At 42.1% G+C, this 24541-nt stretch carries 18 protein-coding genes, 1 tRNA gene and 1 pseudogene; 13 read left to right on the top strand and 7 right to left on the bottom strand.

Annotated elements, in window-relative coordinates; all coding sequences use genetic code 11:
• Window positions 1–118 precede the first annotated feature (118 nt).
• A complete protein-coding gene (locus tag AACU32_RS00100) occupies window positions 119–562 on the bottom strand; it encodes a CAAD domain-containing protein (RefSeq protein ID WP_096596686.1) in 444 nt (147 codons plus the stop codon).
• 287 nt (window positions 563–849) lie between these two features.
• Here AACU32_RS00100 and AACU32_RS00095 point away from each other — a divergent pair, with 287 nt between their 5' ends.
• Both AACU32_RS00095 and AACU32_RS00090 read left to right on the top strand, forming a co-directional pair.
• Window positions 850–1293, top strand: coding sequence for a pyridoxamine 5'-phosphate oxidase family protein (locus AACU32_RS00095; RefSeq protein WP_096596685.1), 444 nt, complete (start codon window positions 850–852; stop codon window positions 1291–1293).
• Window positions 1294–1365: 72 nt separating this feature from the next.
• Entirely contained in the window at window positions 1366–1569 is a 204-nt protein-coding gene (locus AACU32_RS00090; protein ID WP_096596683.1) for a ChaB family protein, read from the top strand.
• A 330-nt stretch (window positions 1570–1899) separates the two neighbouring features.
• On the opposite strand, the gene AACU32_RS00085 is transcribed toward AACU32_RS00090, so the two are convergent.
• Window positions 1900–2910: a YihY/virulence factor BrkB family protein gene (locus AACU32_RS00085; protein WP_096596680.1), complete on the bottom strand. Its 1011-nt coding sequence runs from the start codon at window positions 2908–2910 to the stop codon at window positions 1900–1902.
• A 496-nt stretch (window positions 2911–3406) separates the two neighbouring features.
• On the opposite strand from AACU32_RS00085, the gene AACU32_RS00080 reads away from it, so the two are divergent.
• Window positions 3407–3949 (top strand): tetratricopeptide repeat protein, encoded by a 543-nt coding sequence (locus AACU32_RS00080; RefSeq protein ID WP_096596678.1) that lies wholly within the window; start codon window positions 3407–3409, stop codon window positions 3947–3949.
• Between the two features lie 102 nt (window positions 3950–4051).
• Window positions 4052–10108 (top strand): CHAT domain-containing protein, encoded by a 6057-nt coding sequence (locus tag AACU32_RS00075; protein ID WP_339377353.1) that lies wholly within the window; start codon window positions 4052–4054, stop codon window positions 10106–10108.
• Window positions 10109–10433: 325 nt separating this feature from the next.
• Here AACU32_RS00075 and AACU32_RS00070 read toward each other — a convergent pair whose 3' ends face one another.
• Both AACU32_RS00070 and AACU32_RS00065 read right to left on the bottom strand, forming a co-directional pair.
• Window positions 10434–11549: an ABC transporter permease gene (locus tag AACU32_RS00070; protein WP_096596676.1), complete on the bottom strand. Its 1116-nt coding sequence runs from the start codon at window positions 11547–11549 to the stop codon at window positions 10434–10436.
• Window positions 11550–11677: 128 nt separating this feature from the next.
• Window positions 11678–12547 carry an Npun_R2479 family HD domain-containing metalloprotein gene (locus AACU32_RS00065; protein WP_096596674.1) on the bottom strand — a complete coding sequence of 290 codons (870 nt, stop codon included), beginning with the start codon at window positions 12545–12547 and terminating at the stop codon, window positions 11678–11680.
• A gap of 821 nt (window positions 12548–13368) precedes the next feature.
• On the opposite strand from AACU32_RS00065, the gene AACU32_RS00060 reads away from it, so the two are divergent.
• The 9 genes and pseudogenes from AACU32_RS00060 to AACU32_RS00020 all read left to right on the top strand — a co-directional run bounded on the left by AACU32_RS00060 (window position 13369) and on the right by AACU32_RS00020 (window position 22678).
• The gene (locus AACU32_RS00060; RefSeq protein ID WP_096607790.1) at window positions 13369–14838 is read left to right on the top strand and encodes an efflux RND transporter periplasmic adaptor subunit; all 1470 of its coding nucleotides are present in this window, start codon (window positions 13369–13371) and stop codon (window positions 14836–14838) included.
• 78 nt (window positions 14839–14916) lie between these two features.
• Window positions 14917–18102 (top strand): efflux RND transporter permease subunit, encoded by a 3186-nt coding sequence (locus AACU32_RS00055; RefSeq protein WP_096596672.1) that lies wholly within the window; start codon window positions 14917–14919, stop codon window positions 18100–18102.
• A gap of 64 nt (window positions 18103–18166) precedes the next feature.
• Window positions 18167–18238: transfer RNA gene (locus tag AACU32_RS00050), tRNA-Gly, on the top strand.
• A 185-nt stretch (window positions 18239–18423) separates the two neighbouring features.
• Window positions 18424–18729: an Arm DNA-binding domain-containing protein gene (locus tag AACU32_RS00045; protein ID WP_096596670.1), complete on the top strand. Its 306-nt coding sequence runs from the start codon at window positions 18424–18426 to the stop codon at window positions 18727–18729.
• Between the two features lie 41 nt (window positions 18730–18770).
• Complete coding sequence (locus tag AACU32_RS00040) at window positions 18771–19673, top strand: ParB N-terminal domain-containing protein (RefSeq protein ID WP_096596668.1); 903 nt, start codon at window positions 18771–18773, stop codon at window positions 19671–19673.
• A 462-nt stretch (window positions 19674–20135) separates the two neighbouring features.
• Window positions 20136–20952 (top strand): annotated as a pseudogene (locus AACU32_RS00035) (IS5 family transposase).
• 188 nt (window positions 20953–21140) lie between these two features.
• Window positions 21141–21494, top strand: a complete 354-nt coding sequence (locus AACU32_RS00030) for a hypothetical protein (RefSeq protein WP_096596666.1) — start codon at window positions 21141–21143, stop codon at window positions 21492–21494.
• A 163-nt stretch (window positions 21495–21657) separates the two neighbouring features.
• Window positions 21658–22341, top strand: a complete 684-nt coding sequence (locus AACU32_RS00025) for a methyltransferase family protein (protein ID WP_096596664.1) — start codon at window positions 21658–21660, stop codon at window positions 22339–22341.
• A gap of 121 nt (window positions 22342–22462) precedes the next feature.
• Window positions 22463–22678: a hypothetical protein gene (locus AACU32_RS00020; RefSeq protein WP_339377352.1), complete on the top strand. Its 216-nt coding sequence runs from the start codon at window positions 22463–22465 to the stop codon at window positions 22676–22678.
• 117 nt (window positions 22679–22795) lie between these two features.
• Here AACU32_RS00020 and AACU32_RS00015 read toward each other — a convergent pair whose 3' ends face one another.
• From AACU32_RS00015 to AACU32_RS00005, 3 genes are all read right to left on the bottom strand, one after another.
• Window positions 22796–23236, bottom strand: coding sequence for a cupin domain-containing protein (locus tag AACU32_RS00015; protein WP_096596662.1), 441 nt, complete (start codon window positions 23234–23236; stop codon window positions 22796–22798).
• A gap of 166 nt (window positions 23237–23402) precedes the next feature.
• Window positions 23403–23591: a hypothetical protein gene (locus tag AACU32_RS00010; RefSeq protein WP_339377351.1), complete on the bottom strand. Its 189-nt coding sequence runs from the start codon at window positions 23589–23591 to the stop codon at window positions 23403–23405.
• Window positions 23592–23653: 62 nt separating this feature from the next.
• Window positions 23654–24541, bottom strand: an 888-nt coding sequence (locus AACU32_RS00005; protein WP_339377350.1) for an alpha/beta fold hydrolase, incomplete at its 5' end; no start/stop codon positions are given.

Raw genomic sequence — 24541 nt, 5'->3', positions numbered from 1 at the left:
TTTCATATCATACTCAAATCTGGCAGATATACTGAATTATAGCGAGCGATCGCGCACAGAGGGAACCCTCCACAGCTATCCCCTCTGCGTTGTCTATACTCGCGATCGCACCATGTAATTAGGAAGCATTTTCGTCTGCAATCTGCTTCTTCACCATGTCAATTTCTCCAGCTAACTCTTGGCGCGTAGAAGCTTTCACAAAAAAGCGCAAGACAAACCAGGTTACGTAACCAAATCCAATCAATTCAAAAAATTGAGCAACAAACGGAATATCATTTAATGCATTTGTTATTGCCAATAATATTCTCAGACCAGTCATCACTGCAACCAGCACAGCAAAGCTAACAACCGGTAGCCTATATTCGTTATAGAAACTAACAATATTTTGTGGCAAACTTTCCAGAAAATCTGAAATCTTGCTGCTGATTTCTGAGACTTTATCATTAGATGTATCAGCACTTGCTAGCGTTGATAGATTTCCCGGCTCAGAACTTGTAACTGTTGGCATGTCGTTGGTCAAAGCTGCGTCAACATATTCTGAATGTTGTTCTTTAACTTGCATAAGTTTTGCTCAACTGATTTTGGTGTGGATGGAATACTACCATTCCTGCATTATATCAATTAGTTTTCATCAGCCAGTTGGCAGATAAATAATTTACATCATAAGTTAGAAAATCACTTTTTTTGATCGCCACATTATTAATGCTTCTCAGCGAGCAATTTAAGCTCAGCAAAAGTATATCTTTAGGCTCACGCAATTATTCAGAAAAAATGTAAATACTGAAATAAGAAATTCCCCACTATAGCCATTTAGTTTCACCAGTAATATCCACTCACAGAGTAAGATAAATGACAACTTCTACAAACCAAAATCAGCATATAGATAAACTGCATGAACTGATTCAAGATATTAGCTGTGCTATGTTAACCACAGTCGATGAAGATGGCAGCTTACACAGTCGCCCCATGAACCAGACTAGCGAAATTCAAGCAGATGGGACACTTTGGTTTTTTACCAATGCAAGTACTCATAAAGTATTTGAGATTGAGCATCATCAGCAAGTGAATCTCAGCTTCACATCTGCCGAAGATGAGCGATATATTTCTCTATCAGGAATTGCAGAACTTTTACAAGACCGTAATAAGATGCAAGAGCTATGGAAGCCAGAACTCGAAGCTTGGTTTCCTCAAGGATTGGATGAATCTGATATCGCTTTGCTCAAGGTGAAAATCAGCAGGGTTGATTACTGGGATAGTCAATCAAACTTTCAACAACAAACCATTAACTTGTAGACTCTAGGCTGACAAAATCCAGATATATTTCGTATCGTCTAGCATCCAAAAATTGATAGAGGATTGTAATATATGCCTTATCAACAGATTGACGATTTACCAGATTCAGTCAGAGCGCATTTACCAAAGCACGCCCAAGAAATTTTTCTGGCTGCATTTAACAATGCTTTAGCAGAATATAGTGCAGAAGAACCAGCATTTCGTGTTGCGTGGAGTGCAGTAAAACGCGATTACGAAAAAGGTGATGATGGGGAATGGCATAAAAAGCCAGAATAATTCATTTTTACCTAGCAAACCTGTAACTCATCGTCATATCCTTCTAAGAAGATGTTTTAAAAGTCCTCTTGTTGGTAGCAAAAAATTCTAGATCCCCTTAAATCTCCCTTCTTAAGGGGGACTTTGAGAGATTCCCCCCTTTTTTTAAGGGGGGCTAGGGGGGATAAATAAGTGCTTATAATCACAGCCAACCACTTTTCAAACAACCTCTAAGCTCTGGCTTATATGATGTAAAAAAGGGGTGAAATTATGGAAAAATCCCCCTTTTTAAGGGTCATAATGCTGGGTTCACAAATATTTAATAAAACCCCAATGATTTTCCGACATCCTCTAACTTCTTTTGCGATTTTTTATCCCTTTAGGTTTGCTAAATGACCTGATAATGCGATTAAGAATGTTAGATTTTGGTCTTTTATGACCAGCAGTCCGCCTCATTTGATTAGGCTCAACATCTTGTGTTTCAGGATGATTTAAGGGTACAGCATTCTTAGTTGGGATAATCCCACTACCATATCTGCGAGCATAAACTTGGGTAAATTCAGCCCCGAAAAAGAGAATCTGAGCAGCGTAATAAATCCAAGCCAAAATTACTACTAGTGAACCAGCAGCACCATAGGTTGAGCCAAAACTACCGTTACCTAGATATTGTCCTAACAAAAACCTACCAATAGAAAATAACAAGGAGGTGATAGAAGCACCAATTAACACATCATTCCAGGTGATTTTGACATCTGGTAGAACTTTAAAAATTAGTCCAAATAGTATTGTAGTGATCGCAAAACTTAAGAGAAAGTTAACAAATTGCCAAATCCAATCAAAACCTGGTAATAAGTTACTAAAGAAAGTTACCAGCGCTGTCAAACCTGCACTAATTACTAAAGAAACTAGCAGGAGAAATCCAATTCCTAGAACCATAGCAAAAGATAAAGCGCGTTGGCGAACCATATTGTTCATGCCTGCTCCTGGTTTTGGCTTGACTTCCCAAATCGTGTTGAGAGCATCTTGTAACTCGTTAAATAAACCAGTAGCACCTAATAGCAGAACGAAAATACTAATAATTGAGGCGATGCTTCCAGTCTGTGGTTGGTTAGCATTTTTGATAGCTGTTTCAATAAATTCTGCCCCTTGTGTACCAACTAAACCTTGGATTTGTCTAACAATTTCACCCCTAGCTGCTTCTTCACCATATACTGCACCGACGATCGCAATCACAATAATCAGCAATGGTGCGATCGAAAAAATTGTGTAATAAGCTAATGCTGCCGCTAATCGTGAGGCTTTATCCTCACTCCATTCCTTAAAAGTCTCTTGGAATAATTTCCAAATTGCTTGCCACCTCATGCTGTCATTCTCCCGCTGCCAGATATTACCCGCCTCAGATATATTGGATACTGATTTACTGGTGAGCGTCATCTGCCTAAAGGTGTTTGAAGAGCATCCTGGAGGCAGAATGTAAAATAATTGCTAAAAAGGCAGATGGTGCAGCCCTGCGCTGTTAGCGTAGCGGTAGCGACTGTGCGTAGCGTCAGCAGTCCCCATCTAGGCTGTTTCCGTTGTTAGCGAATCATCGAGCGTCCGGGGGACTGCACTAAAGTATTAATACTGATTTTTGGCATTTTTAATAAACATATATTTTTATCAACAACACGAAAAATCAAAAATTTTAGCTTGCGTAGATAAGCTTAGTTTGTATAGCCTCACCTTATTAGGTGTAGGTGCAAGATATCAGTTAGCCAAATTTTTGCATATCCTCCAACACCTCAGAGATATATAGGTGAGAAGCTAGCAAGTTAACTTCTCTTCTAGTTGGAAACTTAGTATTTTAGGAGACATAGCAATGAAAGGTAGGAAATTAGCAGTAGCCGCGATCGCATTAGCAACATTGATTCATACTCCCAAAGCTGAAGCCAAAAGCTTGTTCAATAATCAACAAATACTAGCCTCAAAAGTCACCGCACAAGTTCCTAACTCAAATGCTGAAAATAATACTGAAGCCGATCTCAAACGAGGAATTGAGCGTTTAGAAAAAGAAGACTATCAAGGAGCCATAGATGAATTTAACAAAGTCTTGGAGATTGAACCGAAAAATATTTATGCTTATGTTGGCAGAGGTGCTGCCAAGATGTACTTAAAACAATATCAATCAGCAAAATCGGATTTTGATACAGCCTTAGAAATTACTCCCGATATTTCTTTAGCCTACTATTTTCGCGGGATTACCAATTATGTTTTACAAGATAAACCAGCGGCGATGTCTGACGACAAGCCGCTACGCGTCTACGCTGATTTACGCAAAGCATCCACACTGTTTAAACAAGAAAACAAACTAGATTTAGCTCAAAAAGCAGATAGCGCCATTAAAGAGATAGAAGCTAGCTAAAGGATTGCACAATTCTGATGGCTGATGTAACAACTGGGTTGTTCAGAGTTTTTACCAACCCGGTTTCATCGATCAAGCTGGTGTCATGGGATGCTAGCAAATATGAAAAAATATCTAAATCCCAGAGATTGGGCAGCTTTTACCCTGATTAGTATGAGAATTATGCGCGATGTCTACGACTGGCTACGCCTACGCACAAGCAGAATCATTTTAATCGCTTTGAGTGCTTTTCTGGTAACAATTGCACCGACATGGCCGCAGAATTTCTCTAGATTTTTGTTTGCACCCCAGGTGTTAGCGCAAACATCAAATCATCAGCAAACTCAGGCTGTCTCTGGTAGTTTTATTGATTACTTCGCCCAGGAAAGGGAAATTAAAGCACATCAGGGTAGCGTCAACAGCGCTAGTTTTAGTCCTGATGGTAAGTTAATTGTCACGGCTGGTGCTGATAACACTGTTCGTGTTTGGGATTTTGCTGGAAAGCAGGTAGCAGAATTAATAGGGCATCAAGGCAATGTTAAAAGTGCTAATTTTAGTCCTGACGGAAAGCTGATTGTCACGGCATCTTTTGATGGTACTGCCCGTATTTGGGATATTTCGGGCAAACAGCTAGCTGAGTTAAAAGGGCATCAAGGTAATGTTTATAGTGCTAATTTTAGCCCGGATGGAAAACAGATAGTTACCGCAGGTGCAGATAAAACTGTCCGGTTATGGGATTTATCAGGCAAACAGCTAAAGGAATTTAAAGCGCATGAAAGTAGCGTTTACAGCGTGAATTTCAGCCCTGATGGCAAACGCATTGTTACTGCCTCTGCTGATAAAACAGCGCGTGTTTGGGATGTGTCTGGTAAGTTATTAGCGGAATTAAAAGGGCATCAAGATACTGTTTGGAGTGCAAGTTTTAGTCCTGATGGACAAAGCATTGTAACTGCTTCCGATGATAAAACTGGCTGTGTGTGGGATATATTGGGGAAACAGTTAACAGAATTACGAGGACATCAGAATAGTGTACTGAATGCCACTTTTAGCCCCGATGGACAGCAGATAGTTACGGTATCAGTTGATTTTACTGCGTTGATATGGGAATCATCAGGGAAGTTAGTAGGCAAGTTGCAACAGCATACTGGTGGTGTTAATAGTGCCAGTTTTAGTGCCGATGGTAAATGGATTGTAACAGCAGCAAATGATGGTACAGCGAGGCTATGGGATACACAAAATATAATTTTGACTGAGTTACGAGGACACCAGAAAGAGCTAAGGAGCGCAAGTTTTAGTCCTGATGGCAAGCTAATTGTAACATCAGCAGAAGATGGTACGGCGAGGGTTTGGAACATCGCTAATAAAAAACTAGTAGCAGTTCTTAAAGAAAATAATTACACTGTTACAGCCGCGAGTTTCAGTCCAAATGGCAAGCTAATTCTTACCTGTTCCCCAGGTTCTATTCATATATGGGATATATCGGGCAATTTGTTGACAGAAATAATAGATTACGAAAATTTGATTCAAAGTCCTCGTTTTAGCTCTGATGGACGGCTAATTATCGCTACAGGAGATGATGGCTATCATGTGTGGGAGACTTCCGGCAAGCTAGTAACAAAAATAAACGGGTATTCTTTGAGCCTTGATGGACAGAGATTTGTGAGTTTCACAAGCAAAACTGTTAATATTTGGGATTTGTCTGGCAATTTATTAACAGAAATTAAATACCCTGGAGCAAGTAGCGTTGCATTTAGTCCCGATGGCAAGCAAATTGTTACCGTCTCCAAAGACAATATTGCTAGGATTTGGGACGTTTATGGTAATTTTATAACGGAACTGACAGGCCCTCAAGATTATACCAATATTCCCATTTTTAGCCCAGATGGAAAGCATATTGTCGCAACTGCTTCAGATGAAAATACCCGCGTGTGGGATTCATCAGGTAATTTGTTAGCAACTTTTAAAGGTAGTTTATTCCCTGATGGTATTAATTTTAGTCCAGATGGAAAAAGGCTGTTTGCTCCCTTTGGTAAAAGCGTTCGTGTGTGGGATTTGTCTGGTAATGTGTTAGCAGAACTTACAGGATTTCAAGGAAAAATAACTAGTGCTAACTTTAGTGCTGATGGACAACAATTAGTAGCTGCATCCGACGACTATACTGCTCGTGTCTGGTACTTGACTGAAAATATGTCCCCACAATTTAAGTTGCCTGACACACCTTTTTCCAATTATATTGACCCTGATTCTCGCTTAAAAAACCGGATTACAGAAGCTTATATAAGCTTTAGTCCTGATGGACAGCGTGTGATTGTCTACTCTGATTACGGCATTGCCCGTGTGTGGGATATATCAGGTAAACTATTAGCAAAGTTGAGAGGTGTAACTGACGGGGTGAATTTTAGTTCTGATGGACAGAAGATACTTACTACTTACCGCAACCGCAACAGCCGTATATGGGATATTTATGGGAATTTGTTAGCTGAACTTGAAGGGGGAAACACTGCGAAATTTAGCGTTGATGGCAAGCGAATTGTCACTACTTCTTATAGAAATGGTTTTGTTAGTTTATGGGATATCTCTGGCAAGTTAGTAGCAGAACTCAAAGGGCAAGAGGCAAATTTTAGCGTTGATGGAAAACGAATTGTAACTACTTCCGTCGATGATATTGCCCGTGTTTGGGACATAAACGGCAAGTTAATCACAGAATTAAAAGGGCATGAGGCTATAGTCACAAAAGCTAGTTTTAGTCCAAATGGACAAGAAATAGTGACTATATCTGAGGATAAAACTGCTCGTTTATGGAATATTTATGGTAAACAATTAGTATTACTAACAGGACATCAGAATGAATTAACCAGTGCTATTTTCAGCCCCAATGGTAAGCAAATCATCACTATGTTTAATGATAAAAATTATACCTCTACTGAGGGAAACACTTATACAGCTATTTTATGGAATATAGATGGTAAATTACGAAAAGAATTTAAACAGCTTAAAGAGCTTTGGGGGGCAGGGGATAGTGCAAGTTTCAGTCCAGATGGGCAGAGAATATTAACTGTATCTAATAATGACACTGTGAATATATGGGATTTATCAGGTAAAAAGTTAGTAGAACTCACTGGTTTTGATCGTAAGCATTTTGTCAATAGTGCTGGTAAAGCTTTTATCAAAAGTGCAAGTTTTAGTCCAGATGGTAAACTGATTGTCGCAGCATTCAATGGTAACACCGTCCGTGTATGGAACTCTAATGGTAAGTTAGTAGCTGAACTCAAAGGAGGATTGAATAACAACGCCAGATTCAGTCCAGATGGTAAAAAAATTGTAACCATATCACAAGATACAACTGCTCGTGTTTGGGACTTGTCGGGCAAATTAACCTCCGTACTTCAAGAAGGAACTGAAGTACAGGTCAAGAGTGCAAATTTTAGCCCAGATGGACAGATGGTTGTTGCTGTTATGGAAAATAATACTCCTCGTCTATGGGATGTCTCAGGTAAGTTCCGAGCAGAACTACAAGGACATGAGTTTTGGGTTGGAAGTGCTACTTTTAGCCCGGATAGTAAATTAATTGTCACCACATCAGGTGAAGATGCACGTATTTGGGATACTTATGGCAAACAATTGGCGATACTTCAGGGACATCAAGGGTCGGTTATTGCTGCAAGTTTTAGCCCAGACGGAAAACGAATCATCGCTCAAACAGATGACAATACAGCCTATATTTGGGAAACTTCTGGGAAACTAATAGGTAAAACCAACGAAAATTTAGAAACTTTCAACCCTGATGAAAAACTAATAATCGCTGAATCTAAGAACGATAATGATGGAAATACCCGTATATTAAATAGTTCTGGCAAGCTAATAGCTGAACTAAGAGGACATCAGGGCAAAATCAACACTGCTTATTTGAGTCGAGATGGTAAATTAATTGTCACTGGTTCTGAAGACGGAACTGCCCGTGTATGGGATACAAATGGCAAACAACTCGCTATTTTGAGTTCACCAAATCCCCCATCTTCCCCGAAAGCTGAAGCAGACAGACTACGCGATCGCCAATTCTACGCCCCCAACTGCGCCCAAGCACTCGATCCTTGGCAAAAAGCTCTAAAAATCTATCAAGAAATCTCCGACAACGAAAACCAAGCTGTCATCCTCGAACAACTCGGTAACGCTCATTATTGCCTCAGCGATTACACAAAAGCTATCGAATCCTACAATGATGCTTTAGCGATCGCCAAACAATTCAACTATCCTCAAAGACAAGTTAATAATCTTGCCAATCTCGGAAATGTTTACAATTCCTTAGCTGACTATGAAACAGCAACTAAGTATTACAATGACGCTTTAAAAATTCTAGAGCAGTACCAAGACACACAACTCAAAGCAGAAGTTTTACAAAGTCGTGGTAATATTTACATTGCTCAAGGTAAATATAACGAAGCAATTCAAGACTTATCACAAGCATTAGCTATTGACAATAATGCCTCTAGTGTTGCTAAAACTAAAGTTAATTTGGCAATTGTCTACTATTCTTTAGGCGACTATAACAAAGCTATTCAATATTACAAAGAAGCTGCCGAATTTACTCCCAGTGAAGCACTCGGAGGTTTAGGTAATGTTTACCTGGCACTGGGCGATACCACAAAGGCGATTGAGTTTCATTCTTCAAGTTTAGCGAAAGCACAACAAAATGAAGATAAAGAAGCAGAGGGCAATGCTTTAAATAATCTTGCCAATGCCCTGCGTCAAGCAGGCAAACTCCCTGAAGCTGAAAAACATTTACGAGATGCGATCGCTATTTGGGAAAACCTCCGCATTCAATTAGACGATGCCAACAAAATATCTATCTTTGAAAAACAAGCTCGCACCTACCGCTTGCTACAAGAAGTCTTAATTGCTCAGAATAAAATGGCTGAAGCCTTAGAAATATCTGAACGCGGTCGGGCAAGAGCTTTTATTGATTTACTCAATAAACGATTATCGCCTAATCAAACAGAACAATCAAAAGTTACTGCACTGAATATTGAACAGATTAAACAAATTGCCAAACACGAAAATGCAACCCTGGTTCAATATTCAATTATTACTGATGAATTCAAAGTTGATGGTAAACCGCAAACTCAAGATTCTAAACTATATATTTGGGTAATTAAACCCACAGGTGAAGTCACATTTCATCGAAGCGATCTTAAGCCTTTGTGGCAACAAGATAAGCTAACTTTAAAGCAATTAGTTGACAAAACTCGTCTATCAATGGGTGTGATAGACATCAAGACTCGCGATGCTGGTGGTATCAAAATTTCAGCAGCAGAGGGAGCAAATCAACCTAAACGCTTACAGCGACTCCATGACTTGTTAATAAAACCCATTGCAGACATTTTACCCCGTAACCCCAATGACCGAGTTATCTTTATCCCTCAAGGTGAGTTGTTTCTTGTTCCTTTCCCAGCGCTGCAATATGAACCAGATAAATACTTAATTGAAAAACACACGATCCTCACTGCACCATCAATTCAGGTATTAGATTTCACATCCCAGCAAAAACGACGTGTAGAAACGTTAAATGCCAAGTCTCTAATTGTAGGTAATCCAACGATGCCAAAAGTGGAGTTGGAACCAGGAAAACCCCCTAAACAATTAAATAATTTACCTTGGGCGGAAAAGGAAGCTAAAGATATTGCTTCAATTCTGAAAACTCAAGCACTGACAGGTAATGAAGCGAGTAAAACTGCTATTTTACAGAAGATTTCGCAAGCAGGAATTATTCACTTTGCCACCCATAGTTTACTTGATGATAACCGGGGATTGGGAAGTGCGATCGCTCTTGCACCCTCTGGTAAAGATAACGGTTTACTCACCGCCGAAGAAATCTTAAACCTCAACCTAAGTGCAGATTTGGTCGTTCTCAGTGCTTGCGATACCGGACGCGGACGCATTACTGGTGATGGTGTTATCGGTTTATCTCGTTCCTTAATTAGCGCAGGTGTCCCCAGTGTCATCGTTTCTTTATGGGCAGTTGATGATAATTCCACATCATTTTTAATGACAGAATTCTATAAAAATCTGCAACAAAAGCTTGACAAAGCCACTGCATTACACAAAGCTATGCTGACAACTATGCAGAAATATTCTCAACCCATAAATTGGGCTGCATTTACCTTGATTGGCGAAGCTGAATAGCCCATTTTACCAGTTATCAAACCCTAAACTAGCGACAAGATGCGTGCTGATGTAGCTGTGAAAGCGGTGCAACAAGAACGATAAAATCATAGATAGCTTGAAAAGCGATTGGTTCTCCCAAAGCAGTTACCAGCACAATCCACTATTTACAGGTAATTGGCTACGCTAGCGCAGGCGACTGGAGTCCATTGATACCAACCGGCAACCCAGAGGAGGTAATGAGCATTTTAATCCGCCAAATTCTCATGCAATAACCTATCATCGGTCGCGAGGGGTCAGATCCCCGACTTCTTGAAGAAGTCGGGGATCTTGTAGCCAATCAAATCTAACGTCTTAAACTGCGGGGGTCGAGTGCATCTCTTAGACCATCACCGAGTAAATTGAAAGCAAGTACAGTCAGAATAATTAACAATGCTGGCGGCCAGATGAGCCAAGGTTGCAGTACCAAAATCGATGCATTACTGGCTAGAGAGAGCATATTACCCCAAGATGGGTCTGGTTGTTGAATTCCTAAGCCGATGAGACTCAAGACAGCTTCGGCGCCAATAAAACTGGGAACAGCTAAAGTTGCAGAAATAATCACATAGGTAGCAGTTTGTGGCAAAACGTGACGGAGGATGATATATAGTGGTTTACCGCCCATTGCTCGTGCTGCTTGGACAAATTCTCGCTCTTTTATTGATAGTACCTGTCCGCGAATTACCCTTGCTAAACCTGCCCAGCTAATTACTGAAGTAATTACCACAATCAACAAAAACCGTTGGGTGCTACTTAAACCTGGTGGTAATACTGCACCCAATGTCACCAACAAGTAAATGCTGGGGAAAGTCATCAGCACTTCTGCAAGGCGCATGATTAAGGTATCAATAATACCGCCAAAATAACCAGAAATACCGCCGATGAGTAAACCAAGGGGGTAGGTGATGATCACACCAAAGATACCAATAAACAGGCTGATGCGACCTCCATGTAATAAACGGCTGAATTGATCGCGCCCTTGATCGTCAGTACCTAAAATGTTAAATTTTGCTTCGCCAGTAGTGCCAAACAAATGCCAATTTAAAGGTATACCAGGGATAATGGTGACTTCGTCCCACTTGGGTGGTAGTGGTAAACTTAATTGAAACACGCGGTATTCTGGGCCAGAGACAAATAAACGCAGGGGTGAAGGTTTTTTGAAGTCTACGAGCAATTTGCGATCGCCTGTTTCTAAGTTGGTGTCTCCCTGAGTCGTAGGATAAATATGAGGGCCGATAAACTGTCCTGATGGCGAAGTCCAGTGAATCTTGGTTGGTGGTAGCAACGAACCATTTGGTTGTGATGCATAAGGATCGTAAGGGGCGACGAAATCAGCAGCAATTACCGCTACATAGAAAACTAATAGCAAAATCGCCCCAAATCGCGCCAAAGGATTCTTTTTCAGCCGTTGCCACCAATCCATAATTTTAATCAAAAGTCAAGGGTCAATAGTTAATAGTCAAGGGTTAAGGGTTAATAGTCAAGAGTCCACAATCGAGAATTTCTTGACCATTGACCAATGACTAATGACTAATGACTAATGACTAATGACTAATGACTATTAACTAATAACCGCAATTCTTCTTGTTGTTTTTCATGTTCTACGACAAACACATTGGAGTAAAGATTAGCTAATATTTGTTTACCTTGCTGTGTTAGCGACAGGTAACGCAATGCGTCTTTGACATAGGGATAAACGCCATTCCAGTAAAATTTTGCGTAATTCTTCCGTAAATCACCTGGAGTTTGATAGTTTAAGACTTTATTCATCCCAGTTTCTTCAAACTCATAAAATAAAGAAGTAATTTTCTTTAAGTAACGCGGATCGCTTAATTGACCAATCAAATCAGCTGCGCGTACTAAGCCTGCATAGTTATTTGTATCTTGATGATCTTCAGCTTTCGGGACAGGGAATCTAGTTAATTCAATATTAGACTTAATTACCTCAGCATCAATTAATTTGTGTCCACCAAAACGTTCATCTATAAATAGCTTACCCCGATCCACATGATAAGGTATGAGACTGGCATCAGAAGCACCGGTAGGCAGAGGAACCATTTGGTCATTTTTGCCAGTCGCATATAAACCTTCCGCTTCTTGGTCTTGGCGACAAACTCCTTTAACATAGCCAATATCATGACAGACTAAGGAGATAATAAAATGTAACCAATCGTCACTGGAAACACCACCCTCTCGGATATGTTTACCCCGTAAAATTTCCTGTCCTACTAGGGTCACAAGAATCGTGTGTTCGACGTTGTGATACAGTGCATCACTGTTGGCAATATTTTCTAAAGCCATGTTTCCAGCCCAAGCAATGATATCTTGATAATCATGTTTGAAAGCGCCATAGGTGCGGTGATAACCTTCTCGAATTTGAGCGACAAAGGCATCAATTAAAATTTCCGTAGCATTGAACATCTGTGGTTACTCACTTAGATAATAATTTATTTGTTTATTTGCAAAACTGCCAGAGCAGTCTGAAACAATTCGTAATTCGTAATTACTGGGGGACAGAGCGACTACTGATTACAATTATGAATTAGACAGCGCCTAATTAGGAATTAGAGCAAAGCGACTTGACGATTATACAGATTTTCTCCTTTTTAGGTAGATGAGATTTCTATCTATTTTTATATTCTTCCCACAAGATAGGCTATCCTTTCATCGGCAGACAAAATAAAAAATTTTCATCTCCCTGGATGAAAAAGAAACAGAGGGGACAAGGGGGGACAAGGGGGGACAAGGGGGGATAAGAGGGGACAAGAGGGGACAAGGGGGGACAAGCAGGGCTGTTTCATTCCCTCAAAGGCTCATAATGTCAAGGGTTATGTTTCGCAATCGCGCGAATTTTCTAGGCGAAAATTTGATTTTCCTGGGTTGAAATGTAGGTTTTCTCTCACTTCTATACCAAAAAAACATCGCCCATGATATTGACAAATTCCACCTCATTATCGAATGAAACAGCCCTGGGGAAGGGGGACAAATGACTATTGCCCAATGACAACTGACAAAGCGCAAAGTCTGAGCGGAGGTTTCCTCCGTAGACGCGGAGCGGCTTGCCGCAGGCATCAGAACTTTGTAAGAATGACTAATGACAATTGACTAATGACCAATGACAATTGACTCAGCACTCTTTCCAGTAAAGAGTTTAAATATTTAATATAATTTAATAAAAATCAACCTTTCTTAAAAAATCCGAGTAGAGTATTTTATATACATTAGGAGGTAAAGGTATGACGATGGGTGAAGAAAGTTCATCAGAAGTCAAGACGGAAGAACCTTTGGGGGTTGAGGATGCTAGTTTTCCGAGAAAATTAGATGAGAGACAAACTCGCCTGTGGTTAATGCCTTTATTGCTAGGTACTGGTTTAGGGTTTGCGATCGCACTTGGTGGTGTGGGAGCATTCAAACATAATGCAGCACCTCAACAAAATGCTGTAGCGAATAAACCAGCATCGCCAGTTAAACCAGCGATGACAGTAACCATCGCTGCTGTAGAACCTGCGAGTATTGCCCAGACTCTCGCTACTACTGGTACTGTAGCCGCATCTGATTTAATTCCTGTCTTACCCCAAACTAACGGGCTGCAAATTCAACAAATTCCCGAAAATGTCAAAGAAGGGGCTTTTGTCAAAAAAGGCCAAGTGTTGGCAGTCTTAGATGATTCTATACTGCAAACTCAAATTAGCCAAGCTAAGGCTGATGTGCAATCGAAGCAAGCGGATGTGACATCTAAGCAAGCGGATGTGACATCTAAGCAAGCAACTGTCTCAGCAAATCTGGCAATTGTCAAGCAAAGACAAGCGGATTTAGCCCAAGCACAGGCGAGGTTAGAGGAAGCCGAAAAGAATTTTCAGCGTTATCAAAAACTTGCTGCTTCCGGTGCAATTAGTCAACAAGAACTCGATACCCGTTCTTACACTGTGAAAACTGCAACTGAAGGAGTGCGTTTAGCAAAGGAAAATATTCGTAGCGCCCAAGCTAATGTTGGTGGTAGTCAAGCAAATATCAGTATTGCCCAAGCGAATGTCAACAAAGCCCAAGCTGATGTGCGTAATAGTGCGGCGAAGGTGGGACAGTTACAAACCCAAATCGGACAAACCTTAGTGGTTGCGCCTGTGTCGGGAATTATTGCCGAAAAACTCGCCAGAGTTGGGGATGTCACAGGTGTACCCCCGCAAACCCAAGTAGGGAATATTATAGGCGGGACACAAAAGCTGTTTTCCATTATTCGCGATCGCAAATTAGAACTGCAAGCCAAAGTCCCCGAAATTCAACTTCCCTTAGTAAAAGTAGGCGCAACGGTAGACGTCACCTCTGATTTGAATCGGCTTGTGAAGTTGGAGGGAAGAGTCAGAGAGATAGAACCTATGGTAAACGACCAAAGAAGGGAAGCTATCGTCAAAATCGACATAAGAGCAACAAATCTGCTAAAACCAGGAATGTTTGCCCGGGCGGCGATTACCACAAATAACGCTATGGGAATGACAGTACCACAAAAAGCCGTTCAACCCCAACCTGATGGCAGCGTGATTGTATTCATGCTATCGGGTGAAGACATTGTTCGCGCCCAGAAAGTAGAACTAGGAGAACCGATAAACGGTAACAGGGTGGAAATAAAAAGCGGATTGAAATTAGGCGATCGCGTGGTAGTTAAAGGTGCAGGTTATCTCAAAGATGGTGACAAAGTATTAGTAGCTAGGGACTAGGGGCTAGGGGTGCTGACTACATAACTCTTTGTTGTCACTGCCTTAACTTTTCGCAAAAACTCAAAACTAAAATTTACGATGTCTTTTAATATCTCTGCTTGGTCGATTAAAAAACCTGTTCCTACGATAGTCTTATTTTTGATTTTGACGATAGTCGGTTGGTTTTCTTTCACTTCCTTAGGTATAGATACCAACCCCAATGTTGATATTCCCGCAGTTTCGGTGATAGTCACCCAACCAGGTGCAGGCCCAGCGGAACTTGAATCGCAAGTGACAAAGAAGATTGAAGATGCGGTTGCTGGGTTGGGCAATATCGATAACATGATATCGAAGGTTACTGATGGTAATTCTACAACGACAATCAATTTTTTATTAGGGACAAATAGCGATCGGGCTACCAATGATGTGCGAAATGCGATCGCTCAAATTCGCCAAAGTTTACCGCAAGACATCAACGATCCGATTGTCCAACGTCTCGATTTTGCTGGTGGGCCGATCATGACATACGTTGTCAAATCCGATCGGCTTTCTGTAGAAGAGTTAAGCAACCTCACAGACCAAACTATTAGCCGCGCCTTGTTAGCAGTTAAAGGTGTCGCCCAAATTAAACGTGTGGGTGGGGTTGATCGGGAAATTAGAATTAACCTCGATCCCAATCGCTTGCAATCTTTAGGTATCACCGCCACCCAGGTAAACGATCAAGTCCGCGCTTTGAATATTAACTTACCTGGTGGACGTGCAGAATTAGGTGGTAGCGAACAAAGTATCAGGACATTAGGTAGCGCCGCCAGTGTCAATGTGTTGAAAACCTACGAAATCATCTTACCTGCCGGTGGTTCCGTACCCTTATCCAGCTTGGGGACTGTTGAAGATCAGTTTGGTGACATCCGACAAACTGCAAGCTTGAATAACAAGCCAGTGGTAGCCTTTCAGGTTCTCCGCAGCACTGGTAGCGTCATGGTGACAGTGGAATCCGGAGTTAAAGCCGCAGTTCAAGAACTAGAAAAAACCCTCCCCCCAGATGTGAAGCTGGATTTAGTTTTTACCAGGGCTGATGTGGTTCGCCAATCCTACGAAAGCACCATTGATGAGTTGATTCAGGCTTCGGTGCTGGCGGTTATCGTCATTATGCTATTTTTACGGGACTGGCGCGCGACATTAATTACTGCCGTTGCCCTCCCCCTATCAATGATTCCCACCTTTGCCGTACAGCAAGCATTAGGTTACACCCTCAACAACATGACATTGCTAGCCTTAGCCCTAGCAGTCGGTAACCTAGTCGATGATGCCGTCGTGGAAATTGAAAACATGGAACGGCACATGGCAATGGGGAAATCAGCTATGCAAGCTGCTTATGAGTCTTCGGAAGAAGTAGGATTAGCTGTGATGGCTTCTTCCGCGACGATTATTGCTGTATTTCTGCCCGTAGCTTTTATGGGTGGGATTCCCGGACAATTTTTCCAACCCTTTGGCTTTACGGTTGCGATTTCCACAATTTTTTCAACCTTAGTCGCCCGCATGGTTACCCCCATGATGGGGGCTTATTTACTCAAGGATAAAGACCAAACACAGAAAAAGGCCAGATTTATCCCATTTTTCAATTCTAAATTTAAACTATCCACCCACCACAACAAAAACAAAAAACTTAGCACTATCAAGCCTCGGAGATTTCAGCCTTATAAATCGCTGTTGCAATGGGCACTCAGACATAGATTAACCACAATTGCGATCGCGATCGCTTTCTTCATGGCTAGTGTAATGCTAGTTCCCATGATTCCCAAGGGTTTCGTTGATGATGGCGACTACGGTCTTTCTAGTATTGCGATTGAAATACCCCCTGGTTCCACTTTGGCAGATATGAATCAGGTAGTAACAAAGACAACTAATATTCTCCTAAAAAACCCTTATGTTGCTCAAGTAGTAGCCACTGAAGATTTGAGTACAGCTACCCTGGCTGTCAATCTCAAACCCAAAGAAGAACGCAAGATTTCCCAAAAACAGTTTGAGGAACAAATCCGCCCCTTATTCCAACAAATACCAGGAGCGAGAATTAGTTTCCAAAGCCAAGTACCAGGTGATAGCCGAAAAGGTTTATCAATAGTTCTCCGCAGTGAAAATCCCCAAGCCCTCAGCCAAGCATCTGAAGCACTAGAAAAGCAGATGCGAACCATACCCGGATTAGTGGAAGTCTCTTCTAGCGCCAGTTTGGTGAAACCAGAAATTCTGGTAATACCCGATCCCCAACGCGCCGCCGATTTGGGTGTTACCGTGCAAGCGATCGCTCGTACAGCTTCCCTAGCAACGATTGGTGATAACGATGCCAACTTAGCCAAATATAATTTAAGCGATCGGCAAATCCCCATTCGCGTGCAAATCGATCCCAGAGCACGCGCAGACATCAACAATATCAAAAATCTCCAAGTTCCCAGCCAAAATGGTAGCTTAGTTCCCCTCCTCGCCGTTGCAGATATCCGCTTTGGTAGCGGCCCTGCAACCATCAACCGCTACGATCGCGCCCGTCAAGTTGCAGTCGAAGCCAATTTGCAAGGTATCGCCTTGGGAGAAGCAGTCCAAGCAGTAAATAAACTACCAATCATGCAAAACTTGCCCCCAGGAGTAGTACAACAACCCTCCGGCGGTGCAAAAATTATGCAAGACATCTTTAGAGGTTTTGGTAGCGCTTTGGGATTAGCAATTCTCTGCATCTATGCAATTCTCGTGTTGCTGTATAACAACTTCCTGCATCCGCTATCGATTATGGCAGCCTTACCCTTTTGCTTAGGCGGTGCATTAGTAGCCTTGATGGTGATGCAAAAACCCTTAGGACTCTATGCCTTAATTGGCATTGTACTGCTGTTGGGGGTTGTCACCAAAAACTCAATTCTTTTGGTGGACTATACAATCATCAACATGCAAGAAGGCAAAAGCCAACGTCAAGCACTTATAGAAGCTGGTGTATCACGCTTACGCCCAATTATGATGACCTCTATGGCGACAATCGCCGGTACTCTACCCCTAGCATTAGGAATTGGTGTCGGTTCCGAAGTCCGCCAACCGATGGGAATCGCCATCATGGGTGGCTTCACAACTTCTACATTACTAACGCTGGTGGTAGTACCAGTGATATTTAGCTATATTGACAACTTCCAACGCTGGATCATGAATACATTACGCTACGGCTTCGGCAAAAAACCACCCCGCCCTGCATCCGGCGAACATGAAGTCATTAGCCTACCATCAGAGCGCGAAAAATCTGCTTCTTAAATTTAACCTTGGTAGATTGTGGTATAATAGCAGCTAGTTATAGCTTAATGGCTAGCTGCTGTTTGCGGGTGTAATTCAGTGGTAGAATGTCACCTTCCCAAGGTGAACGTCGTGGGTTCGAGTCCCATCGCCCGCTTTTAAGTAAAATCCTTACAGCGTAAGCTTTTCAAGGTTTTTCTATCTTGCTCATTCTCCTTGATAATTCCCATTATACCCTTTATCGCGTGCTTTTATTGGGTCATTAAAGGTCTTTTTGGGTGCAAAACTGGTGTAAAACTGGTGTAAAAAATCTAAAACATATGTACTAATAAAAATTACGCCATGAACTCAAAAATTAGTGCAGCCAAAGCTTTAAAGGGAAATGTCCAGGTCATATCTTCTAACAATAGGTTGCAATTAAGGTTTAGCTTTGCTGGCAAGAGGCATTACCTTAGTATGGGTTTGCCAGATACCATTGTTAATCGCAAAGCTGCTGAAGCTAAAGCAAGACAGATTGAGTTAGATATACTTTCAGGTAATTTTGACCCTACTCTGGCTAAATATAAACACCATACCTATTGGGCGAGAGAACTATCTCGATTTTACTGTACTACAGATGGCAGTTCTGATGACGCGAACAGTAACTGACATCAGGATTTTTGGCAATTCTTTACAAAATGAGGGTTTCTATGAGTGTGACTTCCCAACCCAATTCACTATTTCAATTAGTTGACCCCAACTCTGTGAAACCCCATCCATTGTATTTGTCGATTTACGGAGAATTAGAAGATGTTTCTGATGTCATGAGATTAATTCAACACTCTCAGTACCCTAGACCGTTACTGATCACGATGGAAAATACCATTGTTAACGGCCATCCTTATTGGAAGGCAGCACTGTTATTGGGTTGGAATCAGATTCCAGTAGAGATCAGAGACTTTCCAGATCGGGAAGCTGAATTGGAAGCACTGTTGTTAGAAAATGCCGATCGCAAAAAGACAACCGAACAAAAAGTGCGTGAAGCCATTGCTTGGGAAGGGATCGAAAAAGTCAAAGCAAAGCGACGACAAAAGATGGCTGCCACTACTACTAATCAAAAATTAGGCAGAAGAGTAAAAACAACGCTTGTGGAAAATTTTCCTGCATCGTCTCCAGGACAAACCCGCGATAAAGTAGCAAAGCTTGTAGGTTTAGGTAGTGGTCGTAATTATTCCAAAGCGAAAAAGGTAGTTACAGCAATAGATAAGCTTCGACAACAAGGCAATGACAAATCTGCTAATGATTTACGAAAAGCCTTGAATGAGCAAAGTGTAGATGCAGCAACTAAGCTGATCAAAGCACATCCATCCCAGAGTGCAAAACAAACAGATGATCCAGAACGCAGTTGTTGGAATTGTCAATTTTGCAGTAAAGAACAGGTAAAGGATAACCACACCTTCTACTGCTATAAATTTGGTTTGTTGAGTTTTCTAGAGAAGGATGCTCAAACAAGAGGCGACTCATATCTTGCACCTCTACGTACAACCTCAGGTAAAGTCCAAAGATGCGCGATAAAGCTACCTCATTTTTATAGGTTTTTATCGCTAAATTGAGGGTTTTGGTTTGTTACTGAGTAATAAAATTACATCAATTTTTCTTGGTGCAAGATGTGAGGCGAGGAATGTCTTGCATGGCGATATCGCTCTTGTGAATATGAAGATTCTCAATCTCTACCGAAAAAATCGTATTTCACCCTCACACTGCCATCACACTTACAAACAATGTTTGAGGACGCAGCCAGAGCATCAGGAATGACTTTGGTGGACTGGACTTGTCATCATCTTTTACAAGCTGCCCAATCAGCGAAAATCCCCTTACAAGTCTAAAAAATAGCTTTAAAGAAGAATAAAGGAATCAGAATCAATTAGTGAGGCATATAAAACCCTTGCATTTATCTGCCAGTTATAGAATTCATACCCTCATTCTGAGAGGTTGTTTGAAAAGTCGGGAATGTTGTAAAAAAGCTCTCTCAGTATACGCTGTGAATAGATAACAAACAGCACCGAGAGAGTGGTATGAGTAAAGCATACAAGAGCAACCTGAGTTTAGAGCAATATAAATTGATTAGTGACCTAATTCCGGAAGCGAAACCAGGTGGTCAAAAACGTGAAGTCAATATGTGGGAGGTGATTAACGCGATTTTCTACATTTTGGTAGAAGGAGTTAGATGGCGATAAGCCTTCGGCATAGCTTCGCTTACCGCTGCCTGGAGACTTTCCAGCTTGGCAGACGGTCTACACACAATTGGGAACTGGCGTAAAGATGGAACTTGGCTAAAAATTCATGACAGCCTGAGACAATGGGTTCGGATAGAAAATCAACGCCAACAAGCGCCCATCCGAGGCAATAATTCACAGTCAAAGCGTGAAAAGCGCCGCAATGGTCAGCAAGTTAGTTGGTTTTGATGCAGGTAAAAAGACCAAAGGACGTAAGCGATTTATGACCGTCGATACCTTGGGATTAGTGTTGAGGGTTTTAGTCACCGCAGCCAATGTAGCTGAACGAGAAGGAGGAAAACAAGTTCTCAAACGGGTCAAACAGTCTCATCAAAAGATATCTCGTTTGACAACCATCTGGGTAGATGGTGGTTTTGATGGAGAACCTTTTATGCAGTGGGTGATGAATGTTTGCCGTTGGATTGTGCAGGTAGTTTTGCGATCGCAAGAGGCTAAGGGTTTTGTGTTGCTCAAAAAACGTTGGGTTGTAGAGCGAACTTTTGGTTGGCTCATGGGATGTCGCCGATTAGTTCGCGATTATGAGTTATTGCCCGAAACATCCGAGACTTTTATTTATCTTGCAATGATACGTATTATGGTGAGGCGATTGGCATAATTTTTAGCCCTCAAAAACTTTTCAAACAACCTCTTAGGTTTTGACCATCGAGCGAAAATTAATCAAGCCTCAGAAAGCGCCTATCACGAACGATTTAAATTTGCGCTCAAGCACCAAACCAATTTATCCAAGAATCTGGCTTAGTTGCCCAAATAACTGATTATCCAGTCACTGAAATTCCTCAGTTGATGTACTACTTTGATTTAACGCCTGCTGATGTAAATTTGGGGCATATAACCACAAGAAATCAGCAGGATAAAATTAAAATATTGCGTGAAGGAACTCCATTGCAATTAAAAACAAATCAATGGGGTGATGGTTGGAAGATTTGCACAGAACGTCATGAACAAGTTGGCTGTTTGTCACGTAAGGGAAAAGAACTTTTGAGTAATAAAAAGATTGTCCCAAACCAATTTCAATTTAAATTTGGTGAGGTAACAGTAAGATACATTTATCATCACATCAAAATAGATGATGTGACAGGAGATATTTTAGAAGACTGGTTTGTTGTGATTCCCAAAATTCGAGTCTGCCGCGAATAATTAAAATCGACCAATTTGGTTTGATTGTAGCTGGTTTGAGTACAATCGTGATATCTATGTTTGGATGATTACCTGGACATCACAACTCAACCTGAGAATGACAATATAGGTGCTGTTATCTGTGACTAAGTTACTGATATCAAGACATAGAGGTGAAACAATCATGTTCATTTTCAAGATTTTGAGCGCGCTGATTTGGAATATAGTCATCTTCGGTGGTTTACTATTCTTGCCAGCCGGGACATTAAATTGGTGGCGTAGCTGGGTGTTGCTCGGTGTTGTTGTTGTGGGAACCGTAGCAACGATGATTGGTGTTTTTCGAGATGATGATGCTTTATTGCAAGAACGTCTCAAACCACCCATTCAAGAAGAACAACCCCTGTCCGACAAAATTCTTGCCAGTCTACTAATTGTCTCATTCCTGGGTTTGATTGCCTTCATTCCCCTAGATGTCTTTCGATTTCACTTGTTTGCTCCACCAAAGGCGTTTGCTTCATTGTTGGGCTTATTCCTATTTATTATAGGTTGGGGGATTATTTCTCTTTCGTTTAAAGTTAACACCTTTGCCGCAACTGCGGTTAAACATCAAGCAGATCGGCAACAAACAGTGATTGATAACGGAGTTTATAGCATTGTCCGACATCCCATGTATGCAGGTGCAGTTCTGACGATGGTTGGTATGTCCTTGTGGTTAGAATCCTATGCGGCAGCGCTACTAGCGATCGCTCCCACTATAATCCTGGTCATCCGAATTCAATTTGAAGAGCAATTTTTGCGGCAAGAACTCCAAGGCTACGATAGTTACATTCAAAAAGTTAGGTATAAGTTATTTCCATATCTCTGGTAAGTTGTGAATGCTGGGATCATAATTTTTCTCTAAATTTGAACCACTGCGTTGGATGGGTTCCCCGGCAGCCGCGCAAGTGGCGTTGGGTAAAGGTTTTTGATTATATGCTAACGGATGATATTTGCGAGACTTATATCTTGCTCGTCATCAAAAACTCGAATCAGCAAAGATGCGGCTATTACATCCCATTAAATTGATGTTGGCTAGTCTGGTTAATGATTTAACTGAAGTGGCGAAACAAATCCCAGCAGGATTTGCAGTTAAAGATCAGTATGATGGCATCCGTGCCCAAGTTGACATTGCACCTTACTTGCAAGTAGACGACTCAATTCGGTAAATCTACTGCCTATATCTCAAATTGGGGACATCCAAGAATTAAATTACTCAATTCCTACATCAAACACTAGTATCCAATTTCTGCTCCCCCTGCTCCCCCAAGCGATTAATTATTTTTTTATTTGGAAGTCTCTAAGGCTCCGGGTGGAGCTAAAATTTCGTCACCAATCTCGGCAGAAATGCGTTCAAATAGTGCCATATCCGGTGCTGCTGTTTCATCCAGTGTGCCGACTGCTGCAATCAGCCGAGCAAAGCTACTGGGCGCAGCAACAACCAATCCACGAGCAGGTTGATCGCTGAATACGCCGATCGAATGCGGTCTACAAGGAGAGATCAAAAAGTTTTCACCAGCACTGAGTGTAAACTTGTTTTCACCTACCCAGACTGTGAACTCTCCTTCTAGCACATAGAGTTGTTCCGAATAGCGCGTGTGACGATGGAGAGGTGTTTGCGTACCAGGTGAGAAGTAGCCTTCGATCAGATCGTACTGACCTCTAGTTGTTGTATGATCGGCAATGATATTGAGGCGAGAACCAAAAAACCAGAAAGATTGTGTCATAAAATTGCTCTGATTAATGCGTGAGTTATTTATTACAGTTGTTAGATCGGTCTCAACATTTAGGTGGTGGAGGCAGCAGCTTTAGTCCCTGCTTCTTCGAGACTGCGGCGATGTGCTCAATGTCTGATTGGTATCCAGCCCTGTGATCTGCCTTTCTTGGTTTGCTTTAGGTGATCGCCTTAGCTGCGACCTGGGCTTGTGCGCGGGGCTGGGCGGATTGCTGGGCAAACACGAAGGTGAGCGGTGCTAGAAACACCATTGCTACAAAAAGCGCGACAAGGAATCGTGATAGGAGGACAAAGGCAACTGTGGTGCGGGGTTTGGTTGTGTAATGCACTTTTTTCAGTTTGGCCATGGTGTTTTCTCCTTGGTGCAAATTGTCTGTTTCACAACTTAGGCTAAACACGATCAGTAACATCAGTAACCGTCAACTTCGACGATGGCGTTTGTAAACTCTCGCGGCGCTTCTTGCGGTAGGTTGTGTCCAACCCCGCCCCTAACGATTTGATGTGCGTATTTGCCCGAAAATTTCCTTGCATAGAAATTGGCATCTGGGTGCGGCGCACCGTTGGCATCACCTTCGAGAGTGATGGTGGGTACGGCGATTGCAGGGGCTGCAGCGAGCCGCTTCTCAAGATCGTCATACTTCGACTCGCCTTCAGCCAGACCGAGCCGCCAGCGATAGTTATGGATCACGATTTGGACGTGATCCGGGTTGTTGAAGGCAGCCGCGCTACGCTCAAACGTCTCGTCATTAAAGTGCCATTGCGGCGAAGCAAGCTTCCAGATGAGCTTGTTAAAGTCATGCCAGTATTTTTCGTAGCCAGCGCGGCCCCGCTCCGTCGCGAAATAAAATTGATACCACCATTGGAGTTCGGCCTGCGGCGGTAGTGGTGTCTTGTTGGCTTCAGGGCTGCCGATCAAATAACCACTCACGGAGACGAGCGCCTTGCAGCGCTCCGGCCAGAGTGCCGCGATGATGTTGGCTGTTCGCGCGCCCCAATCATAACCAGCGAGAATGGCCTTCTCGATCTTGAGTGTATCCATCAGCGCGATAATATCGACAGCGATCGCCGACTGTTGCCCATTGCGGAACGTCTCGCTCGAAAGAAAGCGCGTCGTGCCATAGCCGCGCAGATATGGAACAATCGCCCTGTACCCTGCCGATGCCAACAAAGGAGCGACATCGACATAGCTGTGAATGTCGTAGGGCCATCCATGCAGGAGGATTACCGGACGACCATTGGCCGGGCCAACCTCAGCGTATCCAACATTTAGAACACCAGCATCGATCTGCCTCAGTGG

Origin of the sequence: Calothrix sp. NIES-2100, from assembly GCF_963875285.1 — a bacterium.
Taxonomy (GTDB): domain Bacteria; phylum Cyanobacteriota; class Cyanobacteriia; order Cyanobacteriales; family Nostocaceae; genus Aulosira.
The sequence above is the reverse complement of the archived record's forward strand: the minus strand, read 5'-3'. Positions and strand labels throughout refer to the sequence as shown.